An 11,684-nucleotide genomic window follows, 5' to 3' on the forward strand; every position below is an offset into this window, starting at 1 on the left:
AGTGATTCGGGTACTGCTGGTGGACGACCAGGAACTCATGCGGATGGGCTTTCGCATGGTGCTGGGCGCGCAGGAAGACATCGACGTGATCGGCGAGGCCGCCGACGGCCTCGACGCCGTGCAGATGGCCGACAAGCTGCGCCCCGACGTCGTCCTGATGGACGTCCGCATGCCCGTGCTCGACGGCGTGGAGGCGACCAAGCGCATCACCGAGGCCGAGACGGCGAAGGTGCTGGTCATGACCACCTTCGACATGGACGAGTACGCCCTGTCGGCGTTGCGCAACGGGGCCAGCGGGTTCCTGCTGAAGGACACCCCGCCGTCCGACCTCGTGTCGGCCCTGCGCGCGGTGGCCTCCGGCGACGCGGTGGTCTCGCCGTCGGTGACCAAGCGGCTGCTGGGCAGGTTCCTCGGCGACGGCGGCGGTGAGCTGCGGGACGCCTCGGTGCTCGACGTGCTGACCGAACGCGAGCGCGAGGTGCTCGTGCTGATCGCGAAGGGCCTGTCGAACACCGAGCTCGCCCGCAAGCTCTTCCTGTCGGAGGCGACGGTGAAGACGCACGTCGGCAGGATCCTCGCGAAGCTGGAGCTGCGAGACCGGGTGCAGGCCGTGGTGCTGGCCTACGAGACCGGTCTCGTCCGCCCCGGCGACGCCTAGCGGTACTTCTCCGGGTCGGCTTCCACCGTCTGACCCGCCATGCGTGGCTTCACCACGTCGTCCCACCAGTGGCCCCAGTCGGGCTGCGAGCCGTCGAGGTCGGTGAACCCGTACTCGCGCTTGAGCCTCCACGACGACAGGCACTGGCCCGCAAAGCGTTTGCGGTCCTTGTCCGCGGCGAGGTGCGCGAGGCCGCGGCCGAGGTAGTGCGGCGTCTCGGACAGCGCGTAGTCCGGCACCTTCTCGATCGCGTCGCGCCAGTTCTGCTCGGTGACGCCGAACGACTCCAGCATCTGCTCGGAGCGCAGAAACCCCGGTGTGGCCGCCACCGCCGTCACGTTCGGGTGGTCCTTGAGGTCCTTCGCCAGCACCTCGCCGAAGCGGCGCACGGTGTTCTTCACCGCGTCGTAGGAGAGGTTCACGAAGTACGCCTCGCCGTCCTCGCCGTCGGTCACCTCGACCACGAGGCCGTCGTCGGACTTCAGCAGGACCGGCATCAGCTTGTGGATGGCGACCAGGTGCGTCTCGACGCCGTTGCGCCACATGTGCAGCTGCTGGTCGAGGTCGTGCTCCCAGAACTTGCCCCACTCGACGAGGTTCTCGCCGCCCCAGGCGTTGTCGATGAAGATGTCGAGCTTGTCGATCCGCGCGGCCAGCGCGTCCACATCGGACGGATTCGTCAGGTCGCACCGGACCGCGATCCCCTTGCCGCCCGCGGCGTCCACGAGCTCGGCGGTCTCCTCGATCGTCTCCGACCGGCCGACCTCCGACTGCTGCTCCCGCGTGGTCCGGCCGGCGACGAACACCGTCGCCCCTGCCGCCCCGAGCTCCACGGCGATCGCCCGCCCCGCACCACGCGTGGCGCCGGTGACGACCGCTACCTTCCCGCTCAGATCGGGATTACTTCTTGCTGACACGGCGAGTTCCCCTTCCCTCGTGCCACGAGAGGACGACCATCTCGTCGCCCTCGACGGTGAGCTGCACGACCTCGGTGACGTCGAACCGGAAAAGGTCGATCTCCTCCGGTTTCGGCTGCCAGCCCGTGCGCTCGAACAGGTCCTCGAGGTAGTCGGCCTTGTCGGTCCAGAACTCGGCGGTGCCGCTGATCTTCGCATCGCCCGCCTCCGTCATCGACGCGGTCGTGGTCATGCAGTGCAACGCGAACCTCGGGTCGCGCCGCAGATCCTTCGACTTCAACGAACCGGGCATCATGCCCGCCCACAGCTCGCCCCGCGTGAAGTCCGGTTCCACACCGCTGATGCGCGGCGAGCCGTCCTTGCGCAGCGTCGCGACCAGCGCGTGCCGGTCCGCGGCGAACCTGCCCTGCACGAACGCGGCCATGTCGGGCTGTTCCGCCGCGAACTCCGCCCAGGTAGCCATTTCAGCGCATCCCTTCCAGCACCAGATCGATGTCCTCGCCCATGCGCTCCAGCAGGTCGCCACGCGGCCGCACCGACCAGTCCATCGAGATCCCGTAGACCAGCGCGGCGAGGACCCTGGCCGCGTTGGGCGGCAACCCCTCGGCCGCGCAGAGGACCTCCAGCTCCCCTTCGAGCGCCGCGTAGTGCTTCGCCAGCAACGCGCGCAGGTCGGGGTCGATCAGGTCGACCCCGAGCTGTGCCAGGTTGTTCGTCGCGACCTGCGGGTCGGCCAGCCGGTCGAACCACATCATCAGCGCGGCCCGGACGCTGCCCGCCTCGCGCATCCGCCGCACGACCTCGTCGGTGCCCGCCTTCGTGAGCGCCTGCAGCAGTCCGCTCTTGGACCCGAACCGCTTCGCCACCGCGCCGACCGACACCCCGGCCTCCGCCGCCACGTCCGCGACGGTGAACTCCGGTCCGCGCCGGTCGATGACGGCCGCGACGGCGTTCAGGATCCGTTCGTCGGTGATCGTGCGAGGTCGTGCCACCCAGTTAGTGAACCATAGTTCACTAACCTTCGCATAGTGTGGCACCACGTGAACTGGAGACCGCGTCTCGTGGCGCTGGACATCGACGGAACCCTGACCGCCGTCGGCTCGAACGACATCTCGCCCGCGGTGAAGGCCGCCGTTGCACGCGCACGCGAGCACGGCGCTCACGTCGTGCTTTGCACCGGCCGCAGCCTCATCGGCATCCGCGAGATCGTCCCGCAGCTGCCCGTCTCGTTCGCCGTCTGCTCGAACGGCGCCGTGTGGTGGGACCCGGCCGTCGCCGAGGTGACCAGGCGGGTGACGTTCGACCCCGGCCCGACCGTCAGGGCGCTGCAGGCGTTGCTGCCGGAGTCCGTGTTCGCCGTCGAGCAGCTCGGCGTCGGCAACCTGTCGCTGGGCGCGTTCCTGCCGGGCGACCTGTGGGGCGTGACGACGCAGGTGACGTTCGAGGAGCTGGCGTCCGTGCCCACCTCGCGGCTGGTCATGCGGTGGCTCGACCGCACGCCGGCCGAGCTGTCGTTCGCCGTCAGGGAGCTGGAGCTGCCGGGGGTCGAGTGGTCCGTCGACCACACCGAGGCCTGGCTGACCGCGGTGCCGCCGAACGTCTCGAAGGGCACGGCGCTGGACGAGCTCAGTGCTTCGCTCGGCATCAAGGCCGCGGACGCGCTCGCGATCGGCGACGGTTCGAACGACGTCGAGATGCTCACGTGGGCAGGACTCGGAGTCGCGATGGGACAGGCGCCGGCGCACGTGCAGGCGACCGCCGACGAGGTGGCGCCGACCGTGCTGGAGGACGGCGCCGCCCAGGTGCTGAACCGCTACTTCCCCTAGACGCAGGACTGGATGGTCTCGCGCAGCCAGCGCTGGGCCGGGTCGGCGTCGAGCCGCGCGTGCCAGCGCATGCGCACCTCGATCTCCGGGAGGTCGGCGTTGATCGGGAACCAGCGCAGGCCACCCGGGTAGTGCTCGGCGAGGCGTTGCGGGACCAGGCCGATGTGGTCGCTCGACGCCACCAGCTGGGCCGCGGCGGAGAAGAACGGGACCACCGCGGCGACGTGTCGTCGCAGACCGGCGGCCTGCAACGACGTGTCGATGGGGCCACTCGACCGACCTCGGCGGGACACCGAGACGTGCGGGTGGCGGCAGAGCTGCCTGAGAGTCGGCCGGTTCTTCAACGGGTGGTCGGTGCGCACGATGCCGACGAGCTTCTCCCGGAACAGCACGACGGAGCGGATGTCGGTCTCGGTGTCGTTGCCCGCACCGATGTCGAGATCGACCGACCCGTCCCGCAGCGCTTCGACGCTCTCGTCGCCTTCGGGCACGAACCGCAGCACCACGCCGGGTGCCTGCGCGGCAACGGCGTTGACCAGCGGCGCCACCACCCCGTCCGCGACGCGGATGGTGAACGTTCTGCGCAGCTCGGCGAGGTCGAGGTCCCTGGCGTTGATCAGCGCGGAAGCCTCGTCCAGCAGCGAACGGACCCGCGGCGCGATGCGTTGCGCGAACGGTGTCGGAACCAGCCCGCGCCCCGCGCGGACCAGGACCGGGTCGCCCATCGCCCGCCGCAACCGCGCCAGGGCCCTGCTGGTCGCCGGGATGGACAGGTGCAACCGCTCGGCTGCTGCCGTGACGCTGCCGTCCTGGAGAAGAGCGTCGAACACCCGCAACAGGTTCAGATCGAGCTGATCAGGCATCTTTGCATGGTATGCAACTCTGACTTGTCAAAGTTGCGTGGCGAGCAACCCTCGCGCATTTCTACCGTCGTGGCATGACATTCGAAGCAGGCATCACCGCGTTCATGCTCGTCAAGACCACCCCGAAGTGGCTCACCCTGACCGTCCCGCAGCGCATGGAGGCGTTCGAGACCGAGATCCTCCCCGTCATCGAGGGGAAGGCCGAGGGCGTGCGGTCGCGCTTCTACGACACCGAGTTCTACTCGACGCGCGTCACCGACGTGTGGGTGTGGGAGGCACGCGACCACGAGGCGTGGCAACTGCTCGTGGAAGCGCTGCGCGAGTCCCCGTTCTGGGACACCTACTTCGAGGTGGTCGACCTGCTGGTGGGGGTGGAGAACGGGTACGCGCGCAACTACGGCGTCGACCCGCTCGCCACCATCGAGGTCTAGTCCGAGACGTTCTGCACGGCGACGACCTTGTCGACCTTCACCCGCACGACCATCTCGCCGGGCACGCCGTTGCGCTCGGCGTACTCGTCGGCGCGGTCGTCGCCCATGTAGCGCGCGGCGGTGCGGCCCGCCCAGTACTTCAGCTGCTCGGGGTCCTCGTCCACCACGGCCTGGCCGGTGATGGTGACGAAGTTGAACGGCGGCGTCTCGTCGTCGAAGCACAGGGCCACTCGGCCGTCGCGCAGGATCGACTTGCCCTTGACCGTGTCGCGCGCGGTCAGGAAGACGACGTCCGGGCCGTCGACGTCCACCCAGACCGGGGCGACGTGCGGTGATCCGTCCTTGCGGGTGACCGCGAGCTTGCCGGTCCTGGCTGGTTTGGCCAGGACGAACTCGCGCCACCAGCCGTCCGGGGCTTCCGTGTATCCCATGTGGCTCATTCAACTACGACGGAGGTAGCGGCACCTGGCGACGGAAGTTGACGCAGAGCGCAGACCCCAGGCCGATGTGGCAGGACCCCTCGAAGCCGCAGAGTAATCACATCACCGAGAGGGGAAAGCCAATGATCGAGGCAGTCGGCCTCACCAAGAGATACGGCAGGACGGTCGCGGTCGACGACCTGTCGTTCACCGTCCAACCTGGACGAGTGACCGGGTTCCTCGGTCCGAACGGCGCCGGTAAGTCCACCACCATGCGGATGATCCTGGGGCTCGACCGTCCGACGGCAGGCCGCGTGCTGATCGACGGCAAGCCCTACACCGAGCTGAACCGTCCACTTCAGACCGTGGGTGCGCTGCTCGACGCCAAGTGGGTGCACCCGAACCGTTCCGCCCGTGCTCACCTGCGCTGGCTCGCGAAGTCCAACAACCTGCCGAAGGCCCGCGTGGACGCGGTGCTGGAGGCCGTCGGGCTCACGCAGGTCGCCGGCAAGAACGCGGGCGGGTTCTCGCTCGGCATGTCGCAGCGGCTGGGGATCGCCGCGGCACTGCTCGGCGACCCGAAGGTGCTGCTGTTCGACGAGCCGGTCAACGGCCTCGACCCGGAGGGCATCCTCTGGATCCGCACGTTCATGCAGAACCTCGCCGCCGAGGGCCGCACGGTCCTGGTGTCGAGCCACCTGCTGTCGGAGATGGCGCTCACGGCCAGCGAGCTCGTGGTGATCGGCCGGGGGAAGCTGATCACGCAGAGCACCACGCAGGAGTTCATCGACGGCGCGACGGGCAACTCCGTTCTCGTGCGCAGCCCTCAGTTGTTCAAGCTCGGCCCGTTGCTCGTCGACAAGGGCTTCACGGTTCGTGACGGCGCGGACGGCGCATTGTCCGTATCGGGTGCCACCAGCGACCAGATCGGGGACATCGCGGCTGCGAACGGTGTCGTCCTGCACGAGCTGAGCCCCCAGCGCGGTTCGCTCGAAGAGGCGTTCATGCAGCTGACCGGCGATGCTGTCGAGTACCACGCAGAGATCGGGAAGTGAGTCTGATGACCCTGTTGGCAGTTGAGAGAATCAAGCTCTTCTCGACCCGCTCGCCGTACTGGTGCAGCGCGCTCGCCCTGGTCCTGGGTGTCGGCCTCACCGCGATCATCGCGGCCTCCACCGACAACGGCCAGCTCACCCTCGGCGTCACGCAGTTCGGCAGCAGCCAGCTCGCGCTGTCCGTCGTGCTGGTGATGGCGGCCCTCGCGGTCACGACCGAGTACCGCTTCAGCACGATCCGCGCCACGTTCCTCGCGGTGCCGAACCGGACGTCCGCGCTGCTCGCGAAGACCGTCGTGGTGGCGTTCATCGCCGGTGTCCTCGGCGAGATCATCGCGTTCGGCTCTGTCGGCATGGCGAAGCTGCTGTCGCCCGCCTCCGACCTCGCGATCAACACGAGCGGCGAGTGGCGGCACGTGGCGGGCGTCGGCCTGCTCTACGGGATCGGCGCGATCATCGCGATCGCGGTCGGCATCCTGGTCCGCCAGACCGCCGGCGCCGTGGCGATCCTGCTGGTCTGGAACATGCTGCTCGAAGGCCTGATCGGGATCATCCCCAAGGCCGGCGTGAAGATCCAGGCGTGGCTGCCGTTCATGAACGCCAACCACTTCCTCCAGCTCGGCGGCGACAACGCGGCCGAACAGGCGGGGGCAGGCGTCGACTTCAAGCTGAGCCAGTGGGGATCGCTGGCCTACTTCGCCGGCATCGCGGTCGCACTGCTGGTGGTCGCACTGATCGTCGCGAAGCGGCGGGACGCGTGACCTGTTCCGAATAAAGGGGGAGAGGGACCTGGGTCATCCGTCGGGGGGTGACCCAGGTCCCTGTCAGTTCTTTCGAGCGAACCGGGAGAGGTCATGATCGAAGCAGTGCGGTTGCAGAAGCACTACGGCAAGACGAAGGCAGTCGACGACCTGTCGTTCACCGTCCGGCCTGGACGCGTGACCGGGTTCCTCGGCCCGAACGGCGCCGGCAAGTCCACGACCATGCGGATGATCCTCGGCCTCGACACGCCCACCGGCGGAGACGTCAAGATCGACGGGAAGCACTACGTCGAGCTCAAGCAGCCGCTGCGCAAGGTCGGCGCGCTGCTCGACGCGAAGTGGGTGCACCCCAACCGTTCCGCGCGTTCGCACCTCAAGTGGCTCGCGGTCTCGAACAAGATCCCGGTCAGCCGGGTGCAGGAAGTGCTCGAGATCGTCGGCCTCACCGAGGTCGCGCACAAGAACGCCGGCGGGTTCTCGCTCGGCATGTCGCAGCGGCTCGGCATCGCCGGCGCGCTGCTCGGCGACCCCGAGGTGCTGCTGTTCGACGAGCCGGTCAACGGCCTCGACCCCGAGGGCATCCTCTGGATCCGGCAGTTCATGCACCGGCTCGCGCAGGAGGGCCGCACGGTGTTCGTGTCGAGCCACCTGCTCTCGGAGATGGCGCAGACCGCCCAGGACCTCATCGTGATCGGCAAGGGCCAGCTGATCTCGCAGACCACCACCGAGCAGTTCATCGCCGACGCCACCCAGGACACCGTCCGGGTGCGGTCACCGCACGCCGCGAAGCTGCGCGAGATCCTCGCCGCGCACGCGACGGTGACCGAGGACTCGGTGAGCGGAAGCCTGGTGGTGCAGGGGATCGCGGCGCAGCAGATCGGTGAGCTCGCGGCGGAGCACCAGATCGTGCTGCACGAGCTCAGCCCTCAGCGCGGTTCGCTGGAGGAGGCCTTCATGCAGCTCACCAAGGAATCTGTGGAGTATCACGCGCACTGACAACGGGTTTGGGGCGCCGTGACCTGATGGCGGGCAACGCGATCAGCAGCCCGGTCATCAGCGCGGTGCCGCCGGAGACGGCGGCGATGAACGGCAGCCGGTCCTGCGCGGCCGGCTGCTGGGGACGCTGGGCCGCGAGCGTCGGAGTCGGTTGTGCCGTCGAGGGTTTCGGCGGTGGCAGCAGCGGATTGCGTTCCACCGGCGGGAGTTGTGCGGTCAGCGCGCCCATCGGGTTGACCATGCCGAACCCGGTCGTCGCGTCACGGCCGGGTTCCGCCAGGTCCGTCGCGGTCTTCACCAACGCGTTGACGACGTCCTTCGCCGGCATGTCCGGGTGCTTCGCGCGGACCAGCGCCGCGACCCCGGACACGATCGCCGACGCCGCGCTCGTGCCGTCCATCTCGGCGTACCCGCTGGCGTAGACGCTCACCGGCGCGACCGTCACGATGCCCTCCGCCGGGGCCGCGAGCACCGTGTCCGCGCCGACGTTGGACGACGCCCACGGCTTGCCCGCCCTGTTCGTGCCGGCGACCGCGATCACGCCGTTGATGTTGGCGGGCGCGGAGACCTCCTTGCCCTCGTTGCCGGTGGCGGCGACGAGGACGACGTCCTTCTCGATCGCGTAGTTCACGGCCTTGACCAGCGTCGGCGTCATCGAGCTCGAGAAGCCCAGCGACATGTTGACGACCTTGGCGCCGTGGTCGGCCGCCCACCTGATGCTCTCGGCGACGACGTCGAGCCCGAACTGCTCCTTCTCGTCGGCACTGGCGATCGGCAGGATCCTGGCTCCCGGCGCGATGCCGAGCGCCCCACCGCCCTTGCCGGACGCGGCGATGATCCCGGCCATCCCGGTGCCGTGGCCGTCGGTGTCGGTCGTGCCGTCGGTGCCCTTGGAACTGCCGAAGCCCGCTCCCGGCAGGACCTGCCCGGCGAGATCGGGGTGCTTGGCGTCGACCCCGGAGTCGATCACCGCGACGACCACGCCGTCACCACGCGCCTGGGCCTGCGCCGAGTAGACGTCGAGCGCGTCGAGGTGCCACTCCTGCTCCTCGATCGACTGCGCGGCGAGCAGCAACGGCAGCGCGACGGTGAGCGCTTGGAGCAGGGGCACGTCAGCTACATCGTGTTTCCACCTCACGGCGCAACGTGCCTGGCGTCACACTGTGCGTAAGGACGCTGTTAACAACCCGTGAAAAGGGGCGAATTGGACAACTTCGGCGTTTGACGTCGCGTTCAATGGGGTTATCCCCGTGCCGGAGGTGGCCTGTGGCGGTCCGTGTCGAAGCAATGCTCAGCCTCGAGTGGTCTGATGCGCTCGAAGTTCCGAACTCCTCTGAACTGGCCAACGCACCGGCAGAACTTCGTCGGTCCTGGGTGAACAAGGCGGACGAGAAGCAGGTCCTCGCGACCTACCGCGCCGTCAACGCCGTGGGCGACGCGCCCGCGCCGTGGTGGCTTCGTGCGCTAGATCGCGGAAAGCTCTCCTCCCGCGCAGAAGGTCACGCCGTCGAGGACGCGGTGACCGAACTGCTGGCGTCCCGTCCCGGTTGGGTCTTCGTGCCGTGGGTCGACCACGGCGAGGTCGGCTACTGGGAGTTCGTCCCGTCCGAGAGCGGTGTCTACGGTCCGGCCACTCCGACGACCGTGCAGTTCACGGCGGCTCACCGCGGCTGGATCCACCTGGTTCCCGCCCACCACGGACCCGGTCACTCCCAGCCCATCGACTTCACGGTCGATGACCTGCGTACTCAGATCGAGGACATCGAACTGATTGCTTAGACTCTCCGGTCGTGACCAGGCCTGAGTTCCCCCGTTCCATCGTCAGCTTCGTCCAGCGCGGCGAGCGCATGACCGTGGGACAGGAGCGCGCCTGGGACACGTACTGGGAGAAGATGGGCAACGACGTGAAGTCGTTGCCCGAGGGGCCGCTGGACTTCGACTCGTGGTTCGGCCGCTCCGCTCCCGTGCTGCTGGAGATCGGGTCCGGCATGGGCGAGACCACCTCGCAGCTCGTGGCCGCCGCACCGGAGCTCAACTACGTCGCCGTCGAGGTCTACAAGCCGGGCCTGGCCCAGCTGCTGCTGCGCGGCGAGCACCTCGGTGGGCTCGACAACCTGCGCGTGCTGCGCGGTGACGCCGTCGACCTGCTGACCGAGCACATCGCATCCGCGTCGCTGCACGGCGTGCGGATCTTCTTCCCGGACCCGTGGCCGAAGAAGAAGCACCACAAGCGCCGGCTCGTGCAGCCCGAGTTCGTGTCGCTGGTCGCGTCGCGGCTCGAGCCCGGCGGCGTGCTGCACCTCGCGACGGACTGGGAGCACTACGCGGACCAGATGCTGGAGGTCTGCTCCGGCGAGCGCCTGCTGACGAACGTCCACGACGGCTGGGCGCCGCGGCCGGACTGGCGTCCGATCACCAAGTTCGAGCAGCGTGCCGTGAACGAGGATCGGGTCTCGCACGACCTGATGTTCAGGCGGAACGACCTCACCTGATCGAGGCCTCAAGCCCATCGGGTGAACACCGTGGGTCTAGCCTTCACTCGTTGGAGTGGCCGGTGTTGATCACCCGAAATGCCCCGAGTGGCAGTGACGCGTGAGGCTCTTCCGGCCTTAGCGTCTCGCTGCGTGACCCCCGACGTCCTCCCCGTCGCGGAGGAGTTCGTCCGCATGTTCCACGCGGCGCACTCCGACGCAGGCTCGCTCTCCGCCCGCATCGCCCAGGTGCGCGCCGAGATCGCCGAGACCGGAACCTACCGCCACACCACCAACGAACTCGCGTACGGCGCGCGGATCGCGCTGCGAGATTCCGGCTGGTGCACCTCAGGTGTGCCCTGGCGCCGACTGAAAGTCCGCGATCTGCGCGGCTATCGCAACGCCGCCGCGGTGGCCGGCGAATGCGTCGAGCACCTGCGGCTCGCGACGAACGGCGGCGAAATTCGGCCGCTGGTAACGGTTTTCGCGCCGGACGCGCCCGGTTCGCCCGGCCCGGTGATCTGGAACGAGCAGCTGATCCGGTACGCCGGGTACGCCGACGGCATGGGGGACCGGCGGTACACCCAGTTCACCGAGACCATGCAGGGCATGGGGTGGCGTCCGCCGGTGCGGCGCTCACGCTTCGACCTGCTGCCGTTGGTGGTGGAGACGCAGCACGAGGGACCGCGGCTGTTCACGCTGCCGTCCGAGATCGTGCACGAAGTTCCCCTGGAGCACCCGACCCTGCCGTGGTTCGGCGAGATGGGCCTGCGCTGGCACGCGGTTCCGGTCATCTCGAACATGCGGCTGTCGATCGGTGGCGTGCACTACCCCGCGGCCCCGTTCAACTCGTGGTTCGTCGGCGCCGAGATCGGCACGCGGTCACTGGCAGAGGAAGGTGCCTACGGCGTTGCCCGTGAGGTCGCCGAGGCGCTGGGTCTGGACACCTCGTCCGAACGCACGCTGTGGCGGGACCTCGCGACCGTTCACCTGAACGCGGCAGTGCTGCACTCGTTCGACAAGGCGGCCGTCACCATCACGGACCACCACGCGGAGGCGTTGCACCGCCTCGCCTGGCTGCGTTCGCGCCAACGGCCTTCGGCGGCGCGTCCCGCGTTCCGGCTGGACACCGCAGCCGCGGCACGCGCACGGAACGGTTCTCCGGCGCGTTTCACGGCCGCGTTGGACGAGACCCGTCCCCAACCGACGAGCAGGCTGGCGGAGCTGCTCCGCCAGCAACACTCCCTGACCAGCGTCTGACTTCCCCATCACACGCTGGTTCGGGCC

At 68.7% G+C, this 11,684-nt stretch carries 15 protein-coding genes; 9 read left to right on the top strand and 6 right to left on the bottom strand.

Features of this window, described 5'->3' with window-relative positions; genetic code table 11:
• Position 1: 1 nt before the first annotated feature.
• Positions 2-658 carry a response regulator transcription factor gene (locus ACSHWB_RS13320; RefSeq protein ID WP_319976447.1) on the top strand — a complete coding sequence of 219 codons (657 nt, stop codon included), beginning with the start codon at positions 2-4 and terminating at the stop codon, positions 656-658.
• Here the strand turns inward: ACSHWB_RS13320 and ACSHWB_RS13325 are convergent.
• Genes ACSHWB_RS13325 through ACSHWB_RS13335 form a run of 3 tightly spaced genes read right to left on the bottom strand, consistent with a single transcriptional unit; the run spans position 655 to position 2,567 of the window.
• On the bottom strand, positions 655-1,575 hold the full coding sequence (locus ACSHWB_RS13325) for an SDR family oxidoreductase (protein WP_439662344.1): 921 nt from the start codon (positions 1,573-1,575) through the stop codon (positions 655-657). The two genes, ACSHWB_RS13320 and ACSHWB_RS13325, sit on opposite strands and share 4 nt — an antisense overlap.
• Positions 1,559-2,038 (bottom strand): pyridoxamine 5'-phosphate oxidase family protein, encoded by a 480-nt coding sequence (locus ACSHWB_RS13330; RefSeq protein WP_439662345.1) that lies wholly within the window; start codon positions 2,036-2,038, stop codon positions 1,559-1,561. Before ACSHWB_RS13330 ends, ACSHWB_RS13325 begins: the two co-directional genes overlap by 17 nt.
• Position 2,039: 1 nt before the next feature.
• The gene (locus tag ACSHWB_RS13335; RefSeq protein ID WP_439662346.1) at positions 2,040-2,567 is read right to left on the bottom strand and encodes a TetR/AcrR family transcriptional regulator; all 528 of its coding nucleotides are present in this window, start codon (positions 2,565-2,567) and stop codon (positions 2,040-2,042) included.
• A gap of 48 nt (positions 2,568-2,615) precedes the next feature.
• Here ACSHWB_RS13335 and ACSHWB_RS13340 point away from each other — a divergent pair, with 48 nt between their 5' ends.
• Positions 2,616-3,401 (top strand): HAD family hydrolase, encoded by a 786-nt coding sequence (locus ACSHWB_RS13340; protein ID WP_439662347.1) that lies wholly within the window; start codon positions 2,616-2,618, stop codon positions 3,399-3,401.
• Here ACSHWB_RS13340 and ACSHWB_RS13345 read toward each other — a convergent pair.
• A complete protein-coding gene (locus ACSHWB_RS13345) occupies positions 3,398-4,264 on the bottom strand; it encodes a LysR family transcriptional regulator (RefSeq protein WP_439662348.1) in 867 nt (288 codons plus the stop codon). The two genes, ACSHWB_RS13340 and ACSHWB_RS13345, sit on opposite strands and share 4 nt — an antisense overlap.
• Before the next feature lie 74 nt (positions 4,265-4,338).
• On the opposite strand from ACSHWB_RS13345, the gene ACSHWB_RS13350 reads away from it, so the two are divergent.
• On the top strand, positions 4,339-4,695 hold the full coding sequence (locus tag ACSHWB_RS13350) for a darcynin family protein (RefSeq protein ID WP_439662349.1): 357 nt from the start codon (positions 4,339-4,341) through the stop codon (positions 4,693-4,695).
• On the opposite strand, the gene ACSHWB_RS13355 is transcribed toward ACSHWB_RS13350, so the two are convergent.
• Complete coding sequence (locus ACSHWB_RS13355; protein ID WP_439662350.1) at positions 4,692-5,126, bottom strand: PPOX class F420-dependent oxidoreductase; 435 nt, start codon at positions 5,124-5,126, stop codon at positions 4,692-4,694. The genes ACSHWB_RS13350 and ACSHWB_RS13355 overlap by 4 nt on opposite strands.
• Before the next feature lie 131 nt (positions 5,127-5,257).
• Here ACSHWB_RS13355 and ACSHWB_RS13360 point away from each other — a divergent pair, with 131 nt between their 5' ends.
• From ACSHWB_RS13360 to ACSHWB_RS13370, 3 genes are all read left to right on the top strand, one after another.
• Positions 5,258-6,169, top strand: a complete 912-nt coding sequence (locus ACSHWB_RS13360) for an ABC transporter ATP-binding protein (protein WP_439662351.1) — start codon at positions 5,258-5,260, stop codon at positions 6,167-6,169.
• A 5-nt stretch (positions 6,170-6,174) separates the two neighbouring features.
• Positions 6,175-6,930 carry a hypothetical protein gene (locus ACSHWB_RS13365; RefSeq protein WP_439662352.1) on the top strand — a complete coding sequence of 252 codons (756 nt, stop codon included), beginning with the start codon at positions 6,175-6,177 and terminating at the stop codon, positions 6,928-6,930.
• 93 nt (positions 6,931-7,023) lie between these two features.
• Positions 7,024-7,926: an ABC transporter ATP-binding protein gene (locus tag ACSHWB_RS13370; RefSeq protein WP_439662353.1), complete on the top strand. Its 903-nt coding sequence runs from the start codon at positions 7,024-7,026 to the stop codon at positions 7,924-7,926.
• Here ACSHWB_RS13370 and mycP read toward each other — a convergent pair.
• Positions 7,892-9,037: a type VII secretion-associated serine protease mycosin gene (gene mycP / locus ACSHWB_RS13375; protein ID WP_439662354.1), complete on the bottom strand. Its 1,146-nt coding sequence runs from the start codon at positions 9,035-9,037 to the stop codon at positions 7,892-7,894. The two genes, ACSHWB_RS13370 and mycP, sit on opposite strands and share 35 nt — an antisense overlap.
• Positions 9,038-9,192: 155 nt before the next feature.
• On the opposite strand from mycP, the gene ACSHWB_RS13380 reads away from it, so the two are divergent.
• From ACSHWB_RS13380 to ACSHWB_RS13390, 3 genes are all read left to right on the top strand, one after another.
• The gene (locus tag ACSHWB_RS13380) at positions 9,193-9,705 is read left to right on the top strand and encodes a hypothetical protein (protein WP_439662355.1); all 513 of its coding nucleotides are present in this window, start codon (positions 9,193-9,195) and stop codon (positions 9,703-9,705) included.
• Positions 9,706-9,773: 68 nt separating this feature from the next.
• A complete protein-coding gene (trmB, locus tag ACSHWB_RS13385; RefSeq protein ID WP_439664588.1) occupies positions 9,774-10,418 on the top strand; it encodes a tRNA (guanosine(46)-N7)-methyltransferase TrmB in 645 nt (214 codons plus the stop codon).
• Between the two features lie 132 nt (positions 10,419-10,550).
• Entirely contained in the window at positions 10,551-11,657 is a 1,107-nt protein-coding gene (locus tag ACSHWB_RS13390; protein WP_439662356.1) for a nitric oxide synthase oxygenase, read from the top strand.
• The last annotated feature ends 27 nt before the right edge of the window (positions 11,658-11,684 follow it).

The organism is Lentzea sp. HUAS TT2 (assembly GCF_051853195.1).
Classification (GTDB): Bacteria; Actinomycetota; Actinomycetes; order Mycobacteriales; family Pseudonocardiaceae; genus Lentzea.

Coding starts and splice junctions, on each gene's coding strand:
- ACSHWB_RS13350 (WP_439662349.1), top strand. CDS start 4,339: ATGACATTCGAAGCAGGCATCACCGCGTTCATGCTCGTCAAGACCACC.
- trmB (WP_439664588.1), top strand. CDS start 9,774: ATGACCGTGGGACAGGAGCGCGCCTGGGACACGTACTGGGAGAAGATG.
- ACSHWB_RS13360 (WP_439662351.1), top strand. CDS start 5,258: ATGATCGAGGCAGTCGGCCTCACCAAGAGATACGGCAGGACGGTCGCG.
- ACSHWB_RS13345 (WP_439662348.1), bottom strand. CDS start 4,264: ATGCCTGATCAGCTCGATCTGAACCTGTTGCGGGTGTTCGACGCTCTT.
- ACSHWB_RS13370 (WP_439662353.1), top strand. CDS start 7,024: ATGATCGAAGCAGTGCGGTTGCAGAAGCACTACGGCAAGACGAAGGCA.
- ACSHWB_RS13365 (WP_439662352.1), top strand. CDS start 6,175: ATGACCCTGTTGGCAGTTGAGAGAATCAAGCTCTTCTCGACCCGCTCG.
- ACSHWB_RS13355 (WP_439662350.1), bottom strand. CDS start 5,126: ATGGGATACACGGAAGCCCCGGACGGCTGGTGGCGCGAGTTCGTCCTG.
- ACSHWB_RS13330 (WP_439662345.1), bottom strand. CDS start 2,038: ATGGCTACCTGGGCGGAGTTCGCGGCGGAACAGCCCGACATGGCCGCG.